General features: G+C 33.8%; 22 protein-coding genes and 1 tRNA gene. 12 read left to right on the top strand and 11 right to left on the bottom strand.

What is annotated here, in order from left to right:
- Positions 1-37 precede the first annotated feature (37 nt).
- From fmt to wTKK_RS05045, 7 genes are all read right to left on the bottom strand, one after another.
- Entirely contained in the window at positions 38-937 is a 900-nt protein-coding gene (gene fmt, locus wTKK_RS05075) for a methionyl-tRNA formyltransferase (protein ID WP_407512509.1), read from the bottom strand.
- A gap of 19 nt (positions 938-956) precedes the next feature.
- Positions 957-1322, bottom strand: coding sequence for a 50S ribosomal protein L20 (gene rplT / locus wTKK_RS05070; RefSeq protein WP_353277325.1), 366 nt, complete (start codon positions 1320-1322; stop codon positions 957-959).
- 21 nt (positions 1323-1343) lie between these two features.
- Positions 1344-1550, bottom strand: a complete 207-nt coding sequence (rpmI, locus tag wTKK_RS05065; protein ID WP_407512507.1) for a 50S ribosomal protein L35 — start codon at positions 1548-1550, stop codon at positions 1344-1346.
- Positions 1551-1648: 98 nt separating this feature from the next.
- Positions 1649-2092, bottom strand: a complete 444-nt coding sequence (locus wTKK_RS05060; RefSeq protein ID WP_407512506.1) for a PAS domain-containing protein — start codon at positions 2090-2092, stop codon at positions 1649-1651.
- A 375-nt stretch (positions 2093-2467) separates the two neighbouring features.
- Positions 2468-2926: a hypothetical protein gene (locus wTKK_RS05055; RefSeq protein ID WP_407512504.1), complete on the bottom strand. Its 459-nt coding sequence runs from the start codon at positions 2924-2926 to the stop codon at positions 2468-2470.
- 529 nt (positions 2927-3455) lie between these two features.
- Positions 3456-3623, bottom strand: coding sequence for a hypothetical protein (locus wTKK_RS05050; RefSeq protein WP_407512502.1), 168 nt, complete (start codon positions 3621-3623; stop codon positions 3456-3458).
- Positions 3624-3710: 87 nt separating this feature from the next.
- Positions 3711-4265 carry a hypothetical protein gene (locus wTKK_RS05045; protein ID WP_407512501.1) on the bottom strand — a complete coding sequence of 185 codons (555 nt, stop codon included), beginning with the start codon at positions 4263-4265 and terminating at the stop codon, positions 3711-3713.
- A gap of 253 nt (positions 4266-4518) precedes the next feature.
- Between wTKK_RS05045 and alaS the strand changes: the two genes are divergently transcribed.
- Positions 4519-7092 carry an alanine--tRNA ligase gene (gene alaS / locus wTKK_RS05040; protein WP_407512499.1) on the top strand — a complete coding sequence of 858 codons (2574 nt, stop codon included), beginning with the start codon at positions 4519-4521 and terminating at the stop codon, positions 7090-7092.
- A 211-nt stretch (positions 7093-7303) separates the two neighbouring features.
- Positions 7304-7375, top strand: a tRNA-Asn gene (locus tag wTKK_RS05035).
- 358 nt (positions 7376-7733) lie between these two features.
- On the opposite strand, the gene wTKK_RS05030 is transcribed toward wTKK_RS05035, so the two are convergent.
- Positions 7734-7973, bottom strand: a complete 240-nt coding sequence (locus tag wTKK_RS05030; RefSeq protein WP_407512807.1) for a hypothetical protein — start codon at positions 7971-7973, stop codon at positions 7734-7736.
- A 299-nt stretch (positions 7974-8272) separates the two neighbouring features.
- On the opposite strand from wTKK_RS05030, the gene gpmI reads away from it, so the two are divergent.
- Complete coding sequence (gpmI, locus tag wTKK_RS05025) at positions 8273-9769, top strand: 2,3-bisphosphoglycerate-independent phosphoglycerate mutase (protein ID WP_407512497.1); 1497 nt, start codon at positions 8273-8275, stop codon at positions 9767-9769.
- 358 nt (positions 9770-10127) lie between these two features.
- Here gpmI and fabD read toward each other — a convergent pair whose 3' ends face one another.
- Entirely contained in the window at positions 10128-11093 is a 966-nt protein-coding gene (gene fabD, locus wTKK_RS05020) for an ACP S-malonyltransferase (protein WP_407512805.1), read from the bottom strand.
- A 124-nt stretch (positions 11094-11217) separates the two neighbouring features.
- Here fabD and rpmE point away from each other — a divergent pair, with 124 nt between their 5' ends.
- From rpmE to wTKK_RS04995, 5 genes are all read left to right on the top strand, one after another.
- Complete coding sequence (gene rpmE, locus wTKK_RS05015) at positions 11218-11430, top strand: 50S ribosomal protein L31 (RefSeq protein ID WP_068651074.1); 213 nt, start codon at positions 11218-11220, stop codon at positions 11428-11430.
- A gap of 21 nt (positions 11431-11451) precedes the next feature.
- A complete protein-coding gene (locus wTKK_RS05010; RefSeq protein ID WP_407512494.1) occupies positions 11452-12237 on the top strand; it encodes an NAD kinase in 786 nt (261 codons plus the stop codon).
- 83 nt (positions 12238-12320) lie between these two features.
- Complete coding sequence (locus wTKK_RS05005) at positions 12321-13586, top strand: hypothetical protein (protein WP_407512492.1); 1266 nt, start codon at positions 12321-12323, stop codon at positions 13584-13586.
- A gap of 123 nt (positions 13587-13709) precedes the next feature.
- Positions 13710-14726: an extracellular solute-binding protein gene (locus wTKK_RS05000; protein ID WP_407512491.1), complete on the top strand. Its 1017-nt coding sequence runs from the start codon at positions 13710-13712 to the stop codon at positions 14724-14726.
- Between the two features lie 80 nt (positions 14727-14806).
- On the top strand, positions 14807-15694 hold the full coding sequence (locus tag wTKK_RS04995) for an aspartate carbamoyltransferase catalytic subunit (protein ID WP_407512489.1): 888 nt from the start codon (positions 14807-14809) through the stop codon (positions 15692-15694).
- Positions 15695-15827: 133 nt separating this feature from the next.
- On the opposite strand, the gene wTKK_RS04990 is transcribed toward wTKK_RS04995, so the two are convergent.
- Positions 15828-15998, bottom strand: a complete 171-nt coding sequence (locus wTKK_RS04990; protein WP_407512487.1) for a hypothetical protein — start codon at positions 15996-15998, stop codon at positions 15828-15830.
- 383 nt (positions 15999-16381) lie between these two features.
- On the opposite strand from wTKK_RS04990, the gene wTKK_RS04985 reads away from it, so the two are divergent.
- The 4 genes from wTKK_RS04985 to wTKK_RS04970 all read left to right on the top strand — a co-directional run bounded on the left by wTKK_RS04985 (position 16382) and on the right by wTKK_RS04970 (position 22325).
- On the top strand, positions 16382-17629 hold the full coding sequence (locus tag wTKK_RS04985; RefSeq protein ID WP_407512484.1) for an ankyrin repeat domain-containing protein: 1248 nt from the start codon (positions 16382-16384) through the stop codon (positions 17627-17629).
- Complete coding sequence (locus wTKK_RS04980) at positions 17613-19400, top strand: pentapeptide repeat-containing protein (RefSeq protein WP_407512482.1); 1788 nt, start codon at positions 17613-17615, stop codon at positions 19398-19400. Before wTKK_RS04985 ends, wTKK_RS04980 begins: the two co-directional genes overlap by 17 nt.
- Positions 19401-19435: 35 nt before the next feature.
- Positions 19436-20044, top strand: a complete 609-nt coding sequence (gene gmk, locus wTKK_RS04975; protein WP_407512481.1) for a guanylate kinase — start codon at positions 19436-19438, stop codon at positions 20042-20044.
- Positions 20045-20288: 244 nt separating this feature from the next.
- Positions 20289-22325 (top strand): ankyrin repeat domain-containing protein, encoded by a 2037-nt coding sequence (locus wTKK_RS04970; RefSeq protein WP_407512480.1) that lies wholly within the window; start codon positions 20289-20291, stop codon positions 22323-22325.
- On the opposite strand, the gene sdhA is transcribed toward wTKK_RS04970, so the two are convergent.
- Positions 22297-24096 (bottom strand): succinate dehydrogenase flavoprotein subunit, encoded by a 1800-nt coding sequence (gene sdhA, locus wTKK_RS04965; RefSeq protein WP_407512479.1) that lies wholly within the window; start codon positions 24094-24096, stop codon positions 22297-22299. The genes wTKK_RS04970 and sdhA overlap by 29 nt on opposite strands.
- Between the last annotated feature and the right edge of the window lie 193 nt (positions 24097-24289).

Raw genomic sequence — 24289 nt, 5'->3', positions numbered from 1 at the left:
GTTGCTTTAGCTCTCCTCAACCTCCCTTCAAAGTAGTCTATTCTATAAATTTTTTTGTTAAACTTAATTTTAAGCCACGAACAAAATCTTTAATATCGCAAGGATTTCTTCCTTCCATTTGTACAACTTTAGGAATTAAAGTACCACCTTTTAAACTTATATGCATATTATCATTAATGATCTCACCTTGTCCTGAAGTGAAGGCTTCAAATTCAGAATCAAGTATCTTGATACGTTTGTTCTCTACCTTAATGAATGCTTTTGGATAAAATGCTTTAACCTTTCTATAAGCAATTTCACAGGCGTCACTTGCGTAAATTTTATAGTCTTTTACTTTGTCAGCATAGCACGCATCGTTATCGCTCTGTTTTAAGGGAGCTTGCTTTTCAATTTCGTTTAGTACTTTCAGCAGTAAATCACTACCTAATTCAGACAATTTATCATACAACGTCTTATAATTATCGCTTTTTTCAATAAGAAATTTTTTCTGTTTTAAAATAGGGCCAGAATCTAATCCTTCATTTAGCTGCATAATGCTAACTCCGGTTTCTTGATCTCCGGCTAAAATTGTGTGCTGTATCGGAGCTGCACCGCGCCACCTAGGCAGCAATGATGGATGAATATTAATACAACCATATTTGGGAATATTTAAAATTTCTTTTGGAAGTATCAATCCATACGCAGCAACAACTGCAACGTCTGGCTTAAAATTTCCAAACCTTTCTTGCTCTATCGAAGATTTTAAAGAAGTAGGAGTACATACCTCTATGTCACTTTTTTCAGCAACGATGTGTACTGGGGACTTTGTTAACCTCTGCCCACGTCCAGAAGGTTTTGGAGCTTTGGTATATACTGCTACTATTTCACTCTGTAGTTTCAATAGTAAGTTTAACGCACCAACAGCAAACCCCGGTGACCCCATGAAAATAATTCTCATGTTTTTAGGTGTTTTCGCTTTAGGAATTTTCTGCCAACTTACTATTTACAGTTTCTATTAATTTAGCAAAATCATCCTTACAATTAACAGCCATCTCAGCGAGAATTTTTCTATTCAAATCAACTCCAACAAGTTTAAGACCATGCATAAACCTACCATAAGTAAGTCCATGTTCTCTTGCCGCTGCATTAATACGTATTATCCACAAACCACGAAAATCACGTTTGCGATTTCTCCTGTCTCTGTAGGCATACTGTAGTGCTTTTTCAACCCTTTGCAATGCAATTCTATAACAATTCTTTGCCCGTCCTCTATAACCCTTTGCTAATTTTAATACCTTTTTATGACGAGCATGAGTAGCGACTCCACGCTTTATCCGAGCCATTTTTATCTTACCTCCATTTTATTAAATGCCATAAGGCATATAAAGTTTAACTATACGCGAGTCAGATTTATTGAGAATCGTTGTACCGCGTTGATTACGAATATTAGATTTACTTCTCTTTACCATGCCATGTCTCTTACCTGACTGAGTAGAGATGACTTTACCCTTAGCTGTAAGGCGAAAGCGCTTTTTGACAGAAGATTTGGTTTTTAGTTTTATTTTTGTCATATTCTAAACAAATTTACAAACACCACTATTGAGTTCTTTACTAGTAATTAAGTATGAGTATAGATAATTTTATTAAAGAATCAAATTAAAATTGTATTTTAAAACAGCTTGAATGTAATCACACCCAGTATATGTGTTATACCTCCTTCATTCCCAACTGGTAGCAATACTTGCCTCATTCTAACACTTTCACTTTCTTCCCCTTCGTTAATTGAGCATTTACTCTCTATTACAGTATCAAGTTTATCAATAACTGCATCTATTTTATATAGCCGCAAAAATGGTGCATCAATTGCATACTTATCATCGATGTACATCTTTTTTTTAAAACCATAGAATTCAATGGCTTTTTCTCCTGCATTTTCACAAATATAACCTCGATCTTTCACTTCAATGATAAAACAATGCTGCCATGACTCCATGATTTCTGCAGTGTCTATTTCATGTCTTTCTGGCCATTCTCTATCTGATCCTTTTATATCACTCCAATGTTGAGTAACTATATTCACTATTCTTCTTTCTTTGCCTGCATAATTTTCCATTCGAAATTCCACATATAAAACACAGATATGAGGTAAATTTATCGTGAATGTATTGATTTTTTCTTACTAAAGGATGTAGATTATTGAAAATTCTCATCCTGTTTACACAACAGTTAGTGATAAATTAAGCATAAAAATTATTAAATAAGGAAACTGTAAAAAAACAATAAAAAAATTCTATTTTTGCAATATTTTGACTAAATAATACTATTACCTCTACTTTCCAAGGTTATTGCACTTAATAAAACCAGATGAAGTTTCTTCCTTAGAACTACTATGGCTTTTATTTTTTCTATTATAAAACCAACATTTTAAATGGTACAGCCGCTGAGATAGCTGCTAACAAGACTACTCCCATTGGTAACATATCTACTGTTAACGCTCCCATATTTCCTTATTTGATCGAGATGTTTCCAATAATTTAAATCTTCTCAAGTTCGTATCATGAATCATAGGATTACCCAAAATATTTGTCATATTTTTAACATTTCCTATATTTTGAATTGTAATTCCATTACTAGCGTTTGATTTTTTCATTTCTTCCATTACTTGTTTTAAGTTTGGTAGTTCTGTTGTTGTACTTTCAATATCAACAGCTTCCAGCTTTTGCAAATTCTCATTACTCAAAAACTCTTTGAGATACTTTTCATAAAACTCTTTGGCATTATATCTTTTATAACTTCGTATTTTTCCACTCTTGAGATCAGAAACAATATAATCAATCATAACTTTTGGATTTTCTGCATGCACTATTTCCCCTTCAGCAACAAGAATACGATAAGATGTATCGTCAAGCATACATACATACTTAAGTTTTAAATCAACTCCTCCCAATAGAAAATATATTGTTCTGTTTTGTTCTACATCTCGCAATTCTGATTCAATAATAATCCATTTACTCCTTTTTTCCTTATTGATTGATCTTTTTTTTCCTATAGTATTTTTAAATCTTCTTGACGTATATGACCCCCAAGCTGACCAATATTTCCTTATGTATAAAAGATAAATTATTTAAGTCCACATCTTTTTACTAAGATTTTTATATTTTTATTATACTAAATGATATATATTAATATCTGAATTTCTCATTGCAGTTTATTATACCTTAGTAAAAACGATATAAAATTAGAGAAAGAGTTATAAAATTTTTTGTAAGACAGGAAAATTTCTTCTCCTTTGGTTCCAGATCATATAAGTGCTGTAAGAGCTAAGTTGATGGCACTGTTGTGCCATCAAACTCTGGAATCTTACTTGATACTAATCTGAGAAGATAGATGTACTACCGATGTAGCATTGCTGAGCAAAGATTCTATTTCTGATGTAGATCCGGAATCCTCAAGTTGAGCTTGTTCAGGAAGGTTTTTCATCGCTTTTTCAATATCGTAGCTACCTTCCCTATTTTTCTATGCCATAAAAAGTATCCTAATCCTGCAAAAGCTACTGCTAGCACTACACCCAATATACCACCAGCAATCCCTGCTATTCCTATATACTGTCCTCCATTTATTTCGGGTAATTTAGGCCTTTCCACATCTGTGCTATTAAATATAGAATGATCTAACACTTCTTGTGAATTACTATCAAAACGGGAAAGACTACTTATATCTTCAGGAGTAATTCAATAACTAGCATTTGATTCTTCTATTTCATTTATTACGTCATTAATCTCTTTAGTAGTTACTTTGCTTGATGCAAAATCGAATTCTTGTTTTGTTAAATAAGCTGATTCGATAGTTACATCTTCCTGCATCTGATAATCAATTTCTTCAGTAGTAGATTCTCTCAATTGGCTATTTTCATCAGTTCTTTCTTTTAGCTTTTTTTTTGAACTATCCTCACCCAATTCATCTACAAGGTTTTTTAGATATATTTTCTTAAATTCTCTATAATTATATTCTTTACCTTTTTCTATTTCTCCACTCTTAAGAGCTAAAATAATTCCATCTATTGTCGATTCACGAATTGCTTGAGGAATGTCTATTGAATTTACTATTCCTGTAACCAAACCCATCTCAGCTGCTCTAGAAGATATAGAGAGGTCTTCTACTGTTAAATTCTCTCCTTTAATTAAAAATTCTACTCTTCTGTTTTGTTTTATACTTTCCAAGTCAGATACAATTCTAACTGTTGGACCATCCATCTCCTGCTTATTTGTTGTTTCTCTTTTTCGCATGCTATTCTTAGTGTTTTGGAATTTTTTTTTGGCATTTCACACTCCTTAAATTAATTAACAAAAGTATTATTTAAATTAATAAATATTTCTCTATGTTAGTGGATAAAATATTTAAACCCATATCTTTTTATTAATATTTTTATATAAAGGTTACTTTTATTATACTAAGTAGTGTATATATTAATATTTAGATTGATAAATTGATTTTACTTCTGTTACAACTTATTATGCATAGATAACCTCAGTAAAAACGATGAAGCTAAACGAAATTAGAGAAAGATTTGTAAAATTTTTTGTAAATAATAATCATGAGCAAGTTCCTTCTTCTCCTTTGATTCCAGAGCATGATCCAACACTCATGTTTACAAATGCTGGTATGGTACAGTTCAAAAACATCTTTACCGGCACGCAAAAAACTGAAATGAAACGTGCCGTCTCAAGTCAAAAGTGTCTCAGAGCAGGTGGTAAACACAATGATCTTGAAAATGTTGGCTATACATCTCGGCATCACACATTTTTTGAAATGCTCGGAAATTTTAGCTTTGGTGATTACTTTAAAGAAACTGCGATAGAATTTGCGTGGAAATTTATTACTGAAGAATTGTCTCTTGATAAAAATAGACTATCCATAACTGTTTACCACACTGATGATGAAGCATATGAAATTTGGCGTAAGATAAGTGGCTTTTCAGATGATAAAATCATAAGAATTACAACAGATGATAACTTTTGGAGCATGGGCAATACTGGTCCATGTGGCCCATGTTCTGAAATCTTTTACGATCATGCAAATCAGGATTTGCATGAAGACGACAGAATTGTTGAAATTTGGAACCTGGTGTTCATGGAATTTAATAAAGATGAAGAAGGTAATTTACAAAAATTACCAAAAAAATGCATCGATACCGGAATGGGTCTTGAAAGAATAGTAGCTGTTATGCAGAACGTTCATGATAACTATGATATTGACCTATTTTCTGCTCTGGTAGGTAAATCACAAGAGTACTGTGGAAATAAGGAAAATAAAGTAGCTCATAAGATTATCGCAGATCACCTTCGTGCAGCTGCATTTCTCATCGCAGAAGGAGTGCTTCCTGGAAATGAAGGAAGAAATCATGTACTACGCAGATTGATCAGGAGAGCAGTACGTTATATCCACCTACTTGGATATAATGATTCTCTATTGAACCTTGTTTTTCCTGCACTCATAGATGGCACAAGTTTGGCTTATATGGGAGATGCTTATCCAGAGCTAATCAGAGCGAAAAGCTTAATAGAAACAACGTTAAAATCAGAGGAAGAAAACTTTAAAGACACTTTAATGAAAGGCATTAATCTCTTGGACAAATTCACTGCAGATTTAAAATCAGGTGACACTCTATCTGGAGAATCAGCATTCAAACTATATGACACTTATGGATTTCCTTTGGATATCACACTTGATATTTTGAAAGAAAGGAAAATAAATTTTGACCAAAAAGGTTTTGATAATGCAATGAAGGAGCAAAAAGAAAGAGCACGTGCTAATTGGACTGGATCTGGTGAAAAGTCTGTTGAACAAGTATGGTTTAATTTAATCGATCAGTTTGGCAAAACGGAATTTGTTGGTTATGAACGTGATGAAGTAAAAGATGCAACAGTACTCGCAATAATTTCCTCTAAAAATGAAGTAATTGATTCTGCAAAAGAAGGAGAAAAGATAACTATTATACTTGATAAAACACCTTTTTATGGAGAGTCAGGTGGACAAGTGGGAGATATTGGAAATCTTATACAGTCTGATGGAAGTATGGTAACAGTCAAAAATACCAACAAGATTAATGACTTGTATTTGCACAGGTGCGTAGGCTCAATTTGTAAAGGTAACACAGTTACAGCTAGTATTAACAAAAAAAGAAGACAAGACTTAAGAAGAAATCATTCAGCTACACATCTTCTACACTTTGCACTCAGAAAAATCTTAGGTGATCACGTTACTCAAAAAGGTTCTCTAGTTGCACCAAATAGACTAAGATTTGACTTTAGTCACAATAAGCCAGTCACTCAGGATCAGCTGTCTTCAGTAGAAGATATAGTAAACTCTCTAATCAGAGAAAATCTTTCTACGTCCACAAAAGTTCAAGGTATGGATGAGGCAATAGACGAAGGAGCAATGGCCTTATTTGGTGAAAAATATGGTGATAATGTTAGGGTTGTAAAAATTGGAGATTCAAAAGAACTATGTGGTGGTACACACGTGGAGCGTACCGGAGAAATTGGTTTGTTTAAGATAGCAGCAGAATGTTCCGTTGCATCTCGAGTGAGAAGAATTGAAGCTTTAACCGGTCAAGAAGCAATTAATTATGTACGCAATAATGAAATTAGCTTAAAAAAAGTTGCAGAATGCGTAAAAGCACCAGTAAATGAAATAATAAGTCGACTCAGTATTTTAAGCCAGGAGCGCAAAGAATTTGAAGTCAAAATAAAAAATCTTTATAAAAAGCTTATCAGTGTAGAAACTATAAAAAGTACCGAAATAAATGGAATAAATTTCGTAAGCCACACTTTCAATAACGTTCCAGGAAGTATAATAAGGGAATTTGCTCTACAGCAACAAAAAACGAAAACTATAATAGCCTTCATGGTAACAGAAAAAGATAAAGCAGTTTTGATTGTCAAAGTAAGTAAAGATTTAACTAATAAGATCAATGCAAAAGAGCTAGTATCTACTGTAACTAGAAGGGATTGCGGTGGAAATGCCGAACTTGCCCAAACAGGCTTTGATAACAATAAAATAGATGATGCCATTACAGCAATCCATAGCAAAATAACAGCTTGCAAAAACTAATACACCCTACTACCTCGGTATCTTTTAACCGTGAACGGAATCGTCAAGATATTATGCAAATAGGGGTAGAGAAGACTTAACTGTCAAATGAGCATATCAGGTAATAAGAACTGGATTACAGCTCCATGCTCTGGAATGATATCTAGGTTTAAAGTCTACATAAAAATCATTTACAATCTACGTTCAATATGATAAGTTGAAGGCAGTTTATTCCTCGGTAGCTCAGTGGTAGAGCAGTTGGCTGTTAACCAATTGGTCGCTGGTTCGAATCCGGCCCGGGGAGCATTGTTTTATACAATCTGTACATTTCATTTTTAGCCCAGAATTCACTAACTTTTCTCTGTCTCTTAAACAGACAAAACTGTGGAGTTATATAGCTTTAAAACCTTTACTTTCAAAATGCAAAGATGCCTGTACCTCACTTAGCTTGCTACCTGATTCTTCCCCTATTTTTCTTTTATTACACCTACTTTGCAGTGAAGGCAGGACATTTTTAGGGAACGTGCTATCAATATAACAATAATTAAAAATAATTGAAGTAAGACGCACCAAATTTCCACTCACCAAAGTCTGTGAACCTCTGTAATTAATGCTGTTATCATATACTTTAAGCTTAATAAGATTTATAAGATTCCCACTCGCTAAAGCATTTGCTCCCCTATCGCCAATTTATTATCATATAATTTAAGCTCAGTAAGACTTGTAAGATTTCCACTTGCTAAAGCCTCTACACGTTCATCACCAATTTCGTTTCCTCCTAAATCAAGCGAAGTAAGATTTATAAGATTCCCACTTGCTAAAATCTTTGCACCTTCCGTACCAACATAACCGCAACTTAGATCAAGTGAAGTAAGATGAGAAAGCTGAGCTAATTCTTTTATAACCTCATAATTAATTTTTGAACATCGTAAAATAAGTCTTGTAATCTTTGTATTGCTTTTTAAAAAGTTTACTGATCTATCAACATTAATTACAGCACCTGATGTTGCTAAAGTATTATCCTTTATATATTGGCTATAACTCGTTTGACCTCACCATTAAAGCTATAATAAAATATTTTATGAAAAAACTCATATACTATTGCCTCTAAACAGCTTTTTTTTATCTCCTACTTTAACACAAAAGTTGTGAGAAGAGTTTATTTTTGGTATCATCGGAGGTTTTCGATGTTAATTTTTATATGAACTTTAAATCAGTCGTTTTATGTATATTAGATGGCTGGGGTAATGGAATAGAAAATAGTAAATACAACGCTATTAGCAATGCAAATCTCCCTTGCTGGCAATATATTAGCTCTAATTATCCAAAATGCAGTCTATCTGCCTGTGGCACTGATGTTGGATTACCAGATGGTCAAATAGGCAATTCAGAAGTTGGCCATATGAATATTGGCAGTGGTAGAGTGGTAATGCAAAGCCTTCAGCGTATTAATCAAGAAATCGAAACGATAGAAAATAATGCAAATCTACAGAATTTTATTAATGATCTAAAAAGTAAGAATGGCATATGCCATATAATGGGATTGATATCAGATGGCGGTGTTCATTCGCATCAAAAGCACATTTCATCTTTAGAAAAAAAAATATCACAGCCCGGAATTAAAGTTGTAATACACGCATTTTTAGATGGCAGAGACACATTTCCAAATTCAGGGAAAAGATGCATTCAAGAATTTACAGAGAGTATAAAAGACAATGATATAAAAATTGCCACTGTCTCTGGACGTTATTATGCTATGGACCGTGATAGTAGGTGGGAAAGAACAATTGAAGCTTATGAAGCCATCGCATTTGCAAAGGCTCCTCGTTATGATGATGCAGTATCTCTTATTGATGAAAATTATCAAAATAATATAACCGATGAATTTATCAGGCCCGCAGTAATAGGCGATTATCAAGGTATAAAACCAGAAGATGGATTGCTATTGGCTAACTTTCGTGCTGATCGAATGATACAATTGGCAAGTATTTGTCTTGGTAAAGCAGGCTATACTGAAGTGGCAAAATTCTCTTCAATTCTAAGTATGATGCAATATAAAGCGGACTTAAAAATCCCTTATCTCTTTCCTCCTGAATCTTTTGCCAACACTTTGGGACAGATAATAGAAGACAATAAATTACGGCAACTGCGCATTGCAGAAACTGAGAAATATGCGCATGTGACTTTCTTTTTTAATTGTGGAAGAGAAGAACCTTTTTCTGGTGAAGAAAGAATACTAATTCCTTCACCAAAAGTTAAAACTTATGATTTGCAGCCTAAAATGTCAGCCTTTAAGCTCACAGAAGAACTTGTAAAAACAATTCATTCTCAAGAATTTGCGCTGATAGTTGTAAATTATGCTAATCCTGATATGATAGGACACACAGGTGATATAAAAGCAGCTGAGAAAGCAGTACTTGCTGTAGACGATTGCCTTGCAAAAGTTCTGAGTGCTGCTGAAGAAGTTGGTAACACCGCACTCATTATTACAGCAGACCATGGTAATGTGGAATGTATGTTCGATGAAGAAAATAATACACCTCACACAGCTCACACTTTAAATAAAGTGCCATTTATTATATCTTGTCACAATTTAAAACTAAGAGATGGAAAATTATCTGATATTGCTCCTACTATTTTACAGCTACTTGGAATCAAAAAGCCAAATGAAATGACAGGTAGTTCGTTGATTGTATAATTTTTCGCATTACTCTCTATGCACAGCTGTTGTAGTTTGAAACATCGTAAGGTTGTCACTCAAAGCAGTCCCGGTGTTGTTTCAGTATCCCCTTCAGTGTCATCCCAGTGCTGGGATCCCATTCTTCTTGAATCCTGGATTCCAGAGTCACGCGCTGACCATCTTTGTTCACCTAAAAAGTAGCAACTTTATGATGGCAGTGGCCAGAGGTGTCATTCAGTAGCACCTTGTCGTTCCAGTAGCTCTTTCGGTATTATTCAAGTAGCCTATTCGGTGTCATCCCAGTGCTTGGCGCTGGGATGACACCATCATAAAGGAACTAGTGTTAGCTACTTGAATGATATTAAATAGATATGCTTTAACTTAACCCAACTTTTAAATTTTTCGCTGTTAGTACTAATGATTCATCAAAGAAGCTATTAATATCACCAATACTATCTATATTTTTCACACTGATAGATTGGTCAATTCTTTTAACTAGATTAGATAAAACTTTGTTAGGGCCAACTTCAACAAACCTATTAGTGCCATGGCTTGTCATATATAAAACCATCTCTCTCCATCTTACTCTACTTACAACTTGCTTAGCGAGCAAAGCTCTTATGATCTCCGGATCACTTTCTTCCTTAGCTGTAACGTTTGATACAAAAGGAATCGAAGGGCGAGTTATGTTGATGCTTTTTAAAAATTCCAGAAGTTTTTCATCAGCAGGTTTCATAAAAGATGAATGGAAAGGCCCACTAACTTGTAATTTTATCATTTTCTTGACACTTGAGTTTTTGAATAAATCAGGTAAGACCCCAAGAGCCTCTGCAGTACCACTCACCACTACCTGCCCACCACCATTATCGTTTGCAATTTCACAATCAATTTGAGCTGATTTTAACATACCTTCTACTTCACTTATTTCTGCTCCAAGTAGAGCAAACATTCCACCTTTGCATTTTAGTGAAGCTTCATGCATTGCTTCGCTACGAACTTTTAGCAACTTGACTGCAGACTCAAGCGTCAATGCTCCTGCAGCACATAGCGCTGTATACTCTCCAACTGAATGCCCACAAACATACTGAACATTGTGAAGAGATTTACCAAGCACATACTCCATAACACGTAGCGTTGCAATTGATACTGCCATCATAGCTGGCTGAGCGTTTTCCGTGATGGTTAATTTCTCAATAGGACCATTGAAAATCAAATGAGACAGCTTTCTACCCAATACGTCATCTACTTCATCAAATACTTGCCTTGCAACTGAAAATTCATCATATAAGCTCTTTCCCATTCCTATAAGTTGAGAGCCCTGACCAGGAAAAGCAAAAACCATAAAAAATTTTTCGTTCTTCATTAAGAATACTACTTTATTTATTTTTGTCAAAATTTCACAATGATGATTGACCAAATGAACCAGATTCACTAAAATCTTAGCTGGTAAGAAATTTGTAAGAATAATGGCAGAAATCGATTATCACAAAGTTACTATAGTTATGACAGATGGTCAAGAGTTTGAAACTTATTCCACTTATGGAAAAGAAGGTCAAAAAATAAAGCTTGATAGAGATCCTCTTACTCATCCTGCATGGACTGGAAGTTTAACAAGCGGTTCAGGGGAGAAGGATAGTAAAATAGCTAAGTTTAATGATAAATACGGGAGTCTTTTTTAGTTCCTCCCCTCTTTGTTTAACATGTATAAATATAAAAATGTAGGCTATATTGCTTCTTCGCTACCCAAGCCTCAGGAAGTATCTAAACTACTACAGAAATTCAATTTTATCAATATAGCGGAAGTAGGTAAGCATGAAGTTGATCTGCTGATAGTTGTTGGCGGAGATGGTTTTATGCTACGCACCCTGCACGGCTACGTCATAGGAAATAAAGATACACATGTGTATGGAATAAATACCGGCAACGTCGGTTTTTTGATGAATAAGTGTTTTAAAGATCCAATTAATCATATAGAACGTGCAGTCCCTACTCAGCTAACTTTACTAAAAATGGAAGCCACAGACATAAGTGGCAAAAAACACCATTACATCGCAGTAAATGAAGTGTATGTCTTTAGAAATGCAAATCAAATAGTGGAAATGAATATTACCATCAATGATAAGCTAAAAGTAGAAAAATTCAGAGGAGATGGAATTATATTGTCTACCCCAACAGGTAGCACTGCATATAACTTCTCTGCCGGTGGGCCAGTATTACCACTTAATTCAAATTTATTTGCTCTTACTTCCATAAATAGTTACTACCCAAGGCATTGGAATGGAGCGCTAATCTCAAATGATACAATAGTGCAAATTGATATCAATGATGTGAAAAATCGTCCAGCACTTGTAGTATCAGATTACAAGGAATTTCACGACATATCACAGGTAAAAATACAGAAAGATCACGAAAATACAGTCACCCTACTTTTTGACAAAGATTTCCCTTTAAATGAAAGGATCTTTGATCAGCAGTTCTTATACTAATATTTATTCTTAAATTAGTATTTACTATATCTTAATAACTATAGCGTAATCAACATAACATTGTAATTAACTTTGGAGCGAATATGCCTGGATCAGCAAACGTAGGAAACGTCAGAATAACTGAAAAAGATGGAAGAGAAAAAACAAGTCTACTAGAACCAGCACGCAGAAGAACAGTATCACAAACAAATGGTAAAAATGAAATTTTACAACGTACAAGTTCGGCTAGCGAATCAAGTTCTTATGAAGAAGGGCAAGAAGCATCGAATGTGAACAGTTCAGAACCTCTTTATGCATCCATAGATAGAAGTAAAAAAACTTCGAAAAAGAGTTCAGATAGTGAAGTAGGTAATACAAACCTAAGAAAATCATCTTCTCAAGAGGCAGTATATAGCGAACCTTGGGATAGTCAAAAAATATCAAAAACTTTAGAAAAATCAATGAAGGCACATACAACTCCTCCACCATCATATCAAACAGATGGCTCTGAAAAATCTTTGCTTGAAGATAATAAAAAGACAAACAGACTTTTACAGAAAGTAAAGTATACGATGCAAAAGAAGAAAGTTACAATGCCTTTCGTAGGTCTTGTTGCGGCATGTTGTATTACGTCAATCGTTTTAGCTGTGAAGAAAAGAGAATTCATTGGATTCATCGGCAGCATAAATCCTGTTACTATATTTGTCGGAGTATTAGCGTCTTGTTTAGTCTTTGGAATTATATGGGAACTTATGCAAGCAGTACGTACTAAGGAGCACAAGATCACAAAAAGAGATACTCAAGAAGTTTTAGATGAGATATTAGGCACATTAAAGAAAGATGAGAAATGCATCAAATCTTTGGTATTAAAATATAGCAACGGTAATCGTGTTTACTTTACGTTTCACTCTCTTCCAGAAAAAGCAAAAAGTGATCCGAACATCGTAGAACTTACAGGCCAGCCAGTCTGTTACAAGAGTAAAGTAAATTCATTAATCAATGATAGAATATGGCTTCCTATCTTAGGAACAGTTCTTATTACTGGAAACATAACCTTCCCTTTAGCACTTTATTCAACAGGTGGTTTGAGCAATATAGTAAGTTCATACACAAATCCTACTATTTACTGGCCAATCGTTGCAATTTCAGGCACTCTACTGCTTTTCACTTTAGCTTGCACAATTCATCATTGGAGCAAAACTGATTTTAAAGATTACTTGTTATTAGATACAAAAGATGCTAGTAGTGAAAAGCCCAATGAAACAGCTATTAGAACTATCAAAAAGAGTGAAGAAGAGATTGGTTCAAAATTGTTACAAGTAGTTGCTGAACGATGTGGCCATCCGGATATTACTTATATTATTAATTAAATCTGGCTCGTACTTCTTTTTATCGCTATTCCAGTACTGTAACCGCAACGTTTTGAAGATTTACACTTGCTAAGACCTTGCTATTTTGATAGCTTGAGATGATGACAATGAAGGGATTTGTTTATGAAAAAAGGTTTAATATTTATATCTTTAGTAGCGGCTATATTGATAGCCGTTAATTTTTTATATAAAAGTAGTGGAATTGATGATTCACAAGTAGTAAACGTTTATTCATCACGTAAAGAAGAATTAGTACGTAGTTTGTTTGATGATTTTACAAAAACCACTGGCATCAAGGTACGTTATATCATTGACGATTATTCCCAATTGCTTTCACGTATGGAAAATGGCGGTGAAGCTGATTTGTTTTTAACTGCAGATGCGGTGAATTTGATTTTAGCGAAAAAAAGAGGGCTCTTATCTCGAGTGGATTCAGAGACTCTAAAAAATGCTATACCTGCAAAATTTAGAGATAATGAAGATTATTGGTTTGGTCTAACAAAAAGAGCTAGAATGTTAGTTTATAACAAAGAATCAGTAGATCCTAAGGAATTGAGTACCTATGAAGATTTAGCGAATGAAAAATGGAAGGGGAAAATATTAGTACGCTCTTCCACAAGTCCATATAACCGATCATTGATCGCTTTTATGATTGCAAAAAATGGTTTTGAAAAAACAAAAGAATGGGTGAGTGGAATTGTAAGCAACATGGCAAGAAAACCAAGCGGTGGTGACACAGATCAAATTTATGCTGTAGCCGCTGGTGAAGGCAATGTCGCAATAGTAAATAGCTACTATTTTGCAAGAATCCTTTCATCAGAAAATAAAAAGAATATCACAGAAAAGTTAGGAGCTTTCTTCCCGAGTGATGGTACAATGGTGAATATTAGTGGTGCAGCGGTAACAAAAAACGCAAAACACAGAGAAAATTCCATAGCTTTATTGGAGTTTTTTGTAAGCAAACAGGCTCAAGAGCTATATGCTAAAAAAAATCAAGAATATCCTATTGTTGAAGGTATTGAAACTTCTGATGTGTTAAAATCTTGGGGGAATTATCCACAAAATGATCTACCTATAAGTGAGCTTGAAAAGCACCTTTTTGAAGCTGTTATGATAGCAGATGAATGTAAGTGGAAATAAAATTTTATAGCTTCCTTCTACTTTACTTTACAATTGTATAATTGAAATTAAGAAAGTAGAATAAGCTCAAAAAGAGAGCTATGGACAAGAGAAGGAATTTATTAAATATCTCAGACCTCACAATCGGTGATGTAGAAAATATAACTAAATTAGCCAACCAACACCTTGAAGAAAAAGTTGAAAATAGTCATGTTCTGAAAAATAAAATAGTCATAAACCTATTCTTTGAAGATTCAACACGTACGCTCGCATCTTTTGAAATAGCAGCAAAAAACCTTGGAGCAAATGTTATAACTTTACCAATAAAATCTTCTTCTATTAACAAAGGGGAAGATCTAAAAGATATGATAAGAACACTAAATGCAATGAATCCTGACTATATGATAATCAGGCATAGAAGTAGTGGTATCATTAATACACTGGCAAAGTATGTTAACTGCTCGTCAATCAATGCAGGCGATGGAAGCAGTGAACATCCAACTCAAGCTCTTGCAGATTATCTTGTAATTATCAATTATAAAAAGCAAATAAAAAACCTCAAAATCGTGATATGTGGAGATATTTTGCACAGTAGAGTTGCAAGATCAAATATAAGATTGCTAAAAATGTTTGGAGCAAAAATAAGCTTAGTTGCACCACCAGCTTTGATGTGTAAGCATTTTTCTGAAGTAGATTCACTTCACTATTCGTTAACTGAAGGTATAAAGGATGCTGATGTAATTATGCTCTTGAGGTTGCAGAAAGAGCGCATGAATAATAATTCTTCAGAAAAAGAATATTTTCATTTGTATGGACTTGATGAACAAAAACTATCGTATGCAAAGCCCGATGCAATTGTTATGCACCCAGGACCAATAAACAGAGGTATTGAGATTAGCAATGATGTAGCAGATTGTGTTATTTTACAGCAAGTAAAGTTTGGATTAGCAACGCGTAAGGCAGTACTGCACTATTTAATTAATGTTTAACTTTAATTAATTTTAAGGAATTTTAGACATAATGATCCTCCTATAAAAAAAGATTTAGAAAAATATAACACACCTGATGACAGAAATTAAGTATGTACTGAAGTAGACTGTGCTATATTTTCTTATTGAGAGATTAGTTGAAAAGTCTGCGGACTTGAATAAGGTGAATTTCGATCTCTAAAATACCTTCCTCTTCACTCACAATAATTAAACTACCAAATGTGTCAAGTAATTTATATCCGTTCAGGAGAGTGATAGAATCAGGTAGACGAGAAAAGAAAACTATAGGGTCAATGCGTGTCACCAAAGTCCAGAAAATTTAATTTCAAACCAGCACTTCCTCCTTTATCATTCCAACGCGTGACCAGTTCTTATTATCTGGTCAGTCCTCTGGATCCCAGTATCAAGTACTGGGGTGACAAGAGAAATGGAATAACATTATGAAGGTGTCGTTCCAGCGCGTGACGCTGGAATCGAGAAAAAAACAGTGTCAGCTACTTCAATGAAAATTGGAGGTAAAACCTAAATAAATGGGAAAAACTTTGATATTCAGTCTCTGCAAAATTCTACTCGTATAGAAAAGGTAATACAAATGTTTTTTATAAATAAAACCTTAAGGCATTTTTTACTGTAGATTAATCATTTGATTATAGTATCATTCTAATTAAGCCTATGACTGCAATATCTATGAAGAACACTTTATATTTCATACTATTAGTTGCTATATTTTTATCATCCAACTTGTTTGCTGTAGAGCAGTCTGAAGAAAATATAAATCAAGAAGACGTATCGAAAAGCAATACTGATGCTGAAAAAACCTCTCCGCTTCTGGGCGAACTGAAAGAAAGCACAGACTCAACAAATGTAGTCGAAATACCTTCCAGCGATCCAAAAGAAAGCACAACCCAAAATGTAATCAATCAAGAAGTACATTCAAGTAATGAAAATATACAAACAAACCTACAGCCTGAAGAGGGGAACAATATAAAAGATACCAAAGCTCTAACAAGTCCTTTATCAGAAGAAAAAAAAGAACCTGAAGAGAACAAAATCAGTCACAATAATCAAACAAACCTACAGCCTGAAGAGGGGAATAACATAAAAGATACCGAACTTTCAACAAGCCAATCAACAGAGAAAAAGAAAGAAGAACAGCCTGACAATATAACACCTGTAGACAAAGAAGAAGAGGGGAACAATATAAAAGATACCAAAGCTCTAACAAGTCCTTTATCAGAAGAAAAAAAAGAACCTGAAGAGAACAAAATCAGTCACAATAATCAAACAAACCTACAGCCTGAAGAGGGGAATAACATAAAAGATACCGAACTTTCAACAAGCCAATCAACAGAGAAAAAGAAAGAAGAACAGCCTGACAATATAACACCTGTAGACAAAGAAAATGAAGAAAGCGAAAAATGGACAAAGCTAAACAAAGAAATAAAAAAAGAATGGAACCATAAAAGCAAGTCTATATATAAAAGACAATATGATATCCTAAATGAGCACCTTCCTAAAACTATATTTACTGATGATTACAGTAAGCAATTTTTTTACTGCATAAAAAAGGGCAACTTAATTTGTCTAAGAGGAGTAATAAATAAGCTAGAAAAAATTGGATTAACAATTCAAGAAATACTAAGATTTAGAAATAAATTGGGTGATACTCCTCTAATTTATGCAGTGAAACAAGGTAAAATAGACACAGTTCGCTTTCTCTTATTACAAGGTGCTGATCCTAGAGTAGTTGATAATAATTTTAAGTCCCTTATTGAAATAGCAATCGAAAGGAAGCAGATCAACATAATAAACGCAATTGCCGAAATGATGCCATACCTTTTAGAGGATAAAGAAATAAACAATGAAGAAGACTCAGAGATGTATAACTTTGCTATAAAAACAAAAGAAAGTACCTGCGATGCAAAAGATAATTAGACTTTTGATATTAACTTTTCTAGTTGGTCATTTATGCTATGGAAATGAAATAGATGATGAAAAAAATCCAATCAACGATTTTTTAAGCGCTCTGCACGATGTAAAATACGTATCTTACAATAAAAAAGATTTCGCTAAATTTTTAGTACATTGTAATAAAGCAGGCATACCACAAGATTTTAAGAAAGGTTTTGGCTCTAATTTGAATGGGGCTAATTTTAGTCAATTATATTTAAATAAATCTATTTTTGAGGGAGTAAGTTTAATTGGTGCTGATTTTTCTAACACCGATTTATCAGATGTGTCTTTTATCGATGTTGATTTACGTGGTGCTAATTTTTCCAATGCTAGTTTACATGGCGTTAAAATACAAGGCACAAATTTAAGTTTTTCAAAATTTGCTTCTACAAATCTAACAGACATCATATTTGATCAATCTAATATCAGTTATGCTGATTTTGTCAATTCTAATCTCAACAAAGTAAGTATGCGTAATATAATTGGTTTGCATACCAAATTTTTGAATGTAAAAATGAATTTATCCGATTTATCAAACTCAAATGCTAGCTACATAAATTTTAGTGATAGTGAAATAAACGACACTGTTATGCAGAAGAATAATTTCGACAATGCAAGTTTCTTTGGAGTGGATGCACACAAGCTCAAGATACAATTCTCTTCACTAAAAAACGCTAATGTATACGGTGCTAAAATAAAAAAATTGGACTTTACAGGTAGTAATCTTTCGAACGCCTATTTTAATGCTTCTATTATAGTTGATAGTAACTTTGAAAAAGCCAATTTAAGCAATTCACAAATTTCCTATGTGAAAGGGGATAATTCAAACTTCACTAAATCTATACTAAATGGTTCCAAGATGGAACATACATATTTTTTAGAATCAGACCTTCAGGATGCTGACTTATCTAATATTGATTTTAGTTTTAGTGAATTGTATAAAGTTAACGCCTATGATGCTAACATCTGTCACGGAAAGTTTCATAATACTAAATTTGTGAATTCCGACATGAATGGTTCGTTCTTTGACCATTCATTGTTTACCTCTGCAAAAATAGAAAATTCAGATCTTTGCACAACTTCAATGTATAAGACAAAAATTCAAGACTCTCAAATTTATAATAGTACTCTTTCCCACCATAGTATTGACTTCAGTGAGATAAAAAATTCAATATTCTTCAAATTATTAGCTGATAATTCGAGCTGGTCTAACTTAAAAGTCACTGATTCAAATTTTATTGAAAGTGATTTCAAATCCTCCGTGTTTTATGATAATACCTTTAGAAAGGCTAGTTTTTTTCTTAGCAATTTGAGTGATTCGACAATAAGTGATATGTCTTTTCTCTCTTCAAGCATATATAAAAGTTCAATTGCTGATATTCATTTAACAGATTGCAAATTTGATAATTCAATTTTGATTGACAATCAGGGACAGAGCAAAATTACAGGTCTAGAGAGTGCTATAACTTCAATTAAAGATCTGCAAGAGAAAATATCGCAGGGTGAAAAATTTGATGTAAATTATTCTTACTTTGAGTTTAAGGACATGAATTTAGAAAATGCTAATTTTTCTAATTCAATATTAAGTAGAGCAAAGTTTGTAAACGTTAATTTGAATAAGGCAAATCTTGAAAAAGCCGATTTACGTTATACTGTCTTTGATAATTCCTCTCTTATTGATACCAATTTATCAAATTCTAATTTAGAGGACTCTAGTCTTTTAAACTTTGATTCAAAAAATATAAAGTCTTAAAAAAGCTCTATAATGTACTTGTTAAATAAAGAAAAATGACCGTAAAAAATGAGGGCATACTACTGATTCTATCCTCTCCTTCTGGAGCTGGAAAAACTACTATATCAGAAAAATTACTTGAGCAATCAACCGATTTAGTTATGTCTGTTTCTATGACTACACGCAAACCTCGTCCCGGTGAAGTAAATGGAAAAGACTATTTTTTCGTTACTGAAGAAAAGTTTCATGAACTATGTAAGGCTGGTCAAATGCTTGAATATGCTAAAGTTTTTGAAAATTTTTACGGTATACCAAAAGATTTTATAGAACAAAACCTGAGTAGTGGCATAAGTGTTTTACTGAATATAGATTGGCAAGGAGCATTTCATTTATTTGAAATCTTAAGAGAAAAAGTTGTAAGTGTTTTTATACTACCTCCCTCAATGGAAGAGCTTAGACTGCGTCTACAAAGGCGTAATAGTGATGATGAAATTGAAATAGAGCGGAGATTAGCAGAAGCGCAAAAAGAGATAAGTAAAAGTAATAAATATGATTACGTAATAATTAATGATGATCTTGATAAAAGCGTAGAAGAGATAAAATCAATACTAAGTAAAGGAATTCTTAAAAAATTAGAAGAAAAACCAAGTTTGAAAGATCTATAAAAATATTGGTTTACCTCTTTCGGTAGCACTCATGCTTCACAGTTTAGCCACATTTATTATTTTTTAAGATAAAATAGTTAAAATAGTAGACAGGTGCTAAAGTGGGGATTTGAATATGACAATAGATTTTCTAATAGAAACTAATTTTCTGCCTTTTCATCTAGATTTCGATAACATCTAGCTCAATTTGAAAGCTTAATCCAATTCGTTAACGCCAAATAGCTTTTAATATTGAGGTTTTAATATGATTATAGATCTAAGTGTATTAGTTACTAATGCAAACAAACTAGGTGAATATATAAACAAAAATGAAAAACAAGAGCAAGATAAAAAAGACAAGCAATTGTATAACATTATAGAGAGAAAGGTAAAAAAAGAAAAACATAAGCATAAAAAACCAAGAAGTCAAGATGGAACACTCAAGGAATGTAAAAGGTTATTTAAGGAAGGCGCTAGTCCTGAAGTATTAACTAAATTAGAAGAATCTCTTAGAGAACAGAGAAAATATCACAGATATTATGTCCAATGTTTCCTTCCAGTACTAGGTGAAGTAATCGAACAATTAAAAAAAATATCAGATGAAACAAAAAACCAAGTAAGGCAAGCAATTTCTGAAGTCACTAAAAGTCACTCTAATAAAAATCGCAAGGATAATGAGTCAGAAAGTGGTTACAGTAGCAATTTTGAAAATGAAGTAAACGGAATATCAGATTCTGATAATAATGTTCAATTACTAAAAGCAATCAAAAATGGAAATAGCATGAAATTTAGAAAATATCTAAAAGATTGCACGAATGTTAACAGCATAAAAGATGAAAAAGGAAATAATATTTTACATCTTATTGCATCGCTCGAAAAGGAACAGAAATGCAAGTTTCTAGGTACCCTAAAAAAAACGTTCACCAAGGAAGATCTAGCACAACTTGTTGATAGTGAAAATCAAGAAGGAAAGACTCCTTTTCAGGTAGCACTAATTAACAAGATAATAAAAGGGAAACATGATTCTCACACAATCCAAGATAACGATAAAACACTTAAGTTTCTTACAAAATTGCTAGAGTATGGAGCCAGCTCTGACAATTTAGGATTATCTACAAAAGAATTACAATACTTAAAAGAAGAGCAAAAGACATACTATTGTGATTTCTTAGAAACATTAGCAAAGTCAGTAAAGAAACCTGAGTTAAAATCAGAAATAAGAACAAAAATTAAAGAAATTACGCCACGTACCATAAATACTCCAGATAGTAATGATAATTATCAACTACATTTAGCAATTAAAGATAAAGATGAAAAATCTTTTAAGGAATTATTGAAAAAAGGAGCAGATATTAACCTTAAAGATGCCAATGGCAATAATGCTTTACACCATATTGCCTTGCTGGCAGGGAAGCAAAAAGTTACATGCTTGAAATTAATATTAGCCTTAGTAAAAGAAAGAAAAATATCTGAAGATAAATTAGATGAAGCTATAAAAGCAACTAACAGGCAAGGAAATACACCTCTAGAATTAGCACTAAAGAAAAAAGCAGAAAAAAAAAGTATCGAATACCTATCGCAAGAAACAATTTTTGATTTAGCCACTAATTATGATAATACAACAAAGTTTTGTGCAGCATTGTTACAAAACGGTGCTAACCCTGATTCTTTATGGTTAGAAGATCCAGAACTCCATACTAAAAAGTACTATTTAACTTTACGAGATCTAAAAGATTTTTCAAGTACTCCACAGAAAGCACATGAGAAAGCTAAAGAACTAAAAGAGAGGCTTGAGGAAAAATACCACTGTGGAACTGCTTCGAAAAAATGTCAATCAGGCATTAAAAAGCTAGGTTCTAGTGTAAAAAAAGGAGCATCTGCTGTATGGAAATGCATTGATCCGGGCAGGAGAGCTAGTGTGTTGTTAGCAATCACAGTAGCAACTACTATTATTACAATAGCAACACTTTCTTGCTTTCAAGGACAAATTGCAATTGGAACAGCGTTACCCATCATAGCTATAACAGGAGTGGTCTGTCTGATATTCACTTTGGAACTTAGCGGCATTAGGAAACATATTAAAGAATTAACCAATGATCAGCAAACCAGTAAAGATAATCTCCAAACTGCAACACAACCTGAAAATGTTACTGAACAACAAAATTTAGCTAACAACTCAGCAGCACAAGAGCAGTCAGAACATACAGAGAGACCAGCTACTAAAATGAGCGATATATTAATACTAGAATTTATAAATAAACTAGATGAATTGACTAATAAATTCTCTTTTCCGGGGCGATAAAATCAATCTCATCGCTCAAAGTTTTTTCAGCAACTTTTTTATAGTCAATCTCTACACTGACTTGGTTTTTCTTTTCTTTAAGCCATGCTATAGTATGCTTCATCCAGTTTTTATCATCACGTTCAGGGAAATCTTCACGAGCATGAGCACCCCTGCTTTCCTCGCGATTAGCTGCGCATTCCATGGTAATAACTGCTTGTGGAACCATATTGGCAAGCTCCAGCGCTTCAACCAAATCACTATTCCATATCATACTGCGATCTTCAACTGCAATGTCAGACATCATTTTTGCTACTTCTTTTATAGCTTTTTTACCTTCCTCTAAAACTTCAGCAACACGGAATACCGATGCATATTTCTGCATAGTGTGCTGCATTTCACTTCGTATTTTTGCTACTTTGAACTCTCCAGAAGCAAATCTCATTTTATTAAATCTATCTACTATCAAGTCTGTGCAGTCTGAATACAATTTTTTATGTGGTGTATCAGGTTTTAATTTTTCTTTTGCCCTAAGCGCGGCAGCTCTACCAAAAACCACAAGATCAAGAAGCGAGTTGGAACCTAGTCGATTTGCACCATGTACAGAAACACACGCTGCCTCTCCTATTGCAAATAATCCTTCTACCACTTCTTCTTTACCTTTTTGCAACGTGATCACTTCCCCATGATAGTTGGTTGGAATACCTCCCATGTTATAGTGAACAGTCGGAATAACAGGTATCGGATCTTTAGTAACATCAACTCCTGCAAAGGTCTTTGCTGTTTCACTAATACCTGGCAATCTGAGCTTTATTACCTCCGGATCAAGATGAGCTATATTCAAGTACATGTGATCTTTCTTTGGCCCAACTCCCCTTCCCTCTCTAATTTCAATTGTCATTGCTCGACTTACCACATCACGAGAAGCCAAATCTTTTGCCTTTGGCGCATAACGTTCCATAAACTTCTCACCCTGAGAATTAACGAGGTACCCACCTTCACCGCGGCATCCTTCCGTCATCAAGCACCCTGAGCCATATATTCCTGTTGGATGAAATTGCACAAACTCCATATCTTCAAGTGGCAACCCAGCTCTTACCACCATGCCATTACCATCACCTGTGCAGGTATGTGCACTTGTTGCAGAAAAATAAACACGTCCATAACCACCTGTTGCTATTACCACAGAATGTGCACGAAATCTATGCAATGTACCATCACACAGCGACCAAGCTATCACCCCACAGCATGTCCCTTTGTCCATAATTAAATCGATTACAAAATATTCGACAAAAAATTCAGCATTAAATTTAAGACATTGCTGATATAGAGTATGAAGAATTGCATGCCCAGTTTTATCTGCTGCTGCACAAGTACGCTGAGCCGATTTTCCTTTACCAAAGTGAGTTGTCATTCCACCGAAGGCACGCTGATATATTTTTCCATCTTCCGTACGAGAAAAGGGTACACCAAAATTTTCAAGTTCAATCACAGCTTTGGCAGCATTTTTACACATATACTCTATTGCATCTTGATCGCCAAGCCAGTCTGAACCTTTTATTGTATCATATGCATGCCAGCGCCAGTCATCTTCAGCAATATTACTCAAAGCTGCACTAATTCCTCCTTGCGCTGCAACTGTATGACTTCGTGTAGGGAAAATTTTAGAAATGCAGGCAACTGAAAAATTAGTTGCAGCCATTCCAAGTGTTGCTCTAAGCCCTGCTCCACCTGCACCCACTATCACCACATCATACTCATGCTCTATGATTTCATACGCTGACTTATCCATATCCACTTATTTTATCATCACAGGCTTATAATATCACAGAAGTAGAAAAAATCTATACAAGTTTTCTGGATGTAAGCTTCTGAAACAAATCTATAGTAAAAGATGTAACAACAATCATAGAGCGTCATGAAAGTAGCTGACATTGGAATGACACTACCATAAAGGAATAAGTGTAGTTACTTGCATGACATTG

This window comes from Wolbachia endosymbiont of Trichogramma kaykai (assembly GCF_045765165.1).
Taxonomy (GTDB): Bacteria; Pseudomonadota; Alphaproteobacteria; order Rickettsiales; family Anaplasmataceae; genus Wolbachia.
This window is presented reverse-complemented; position numbering and strand designations above follow the sequence as displayed.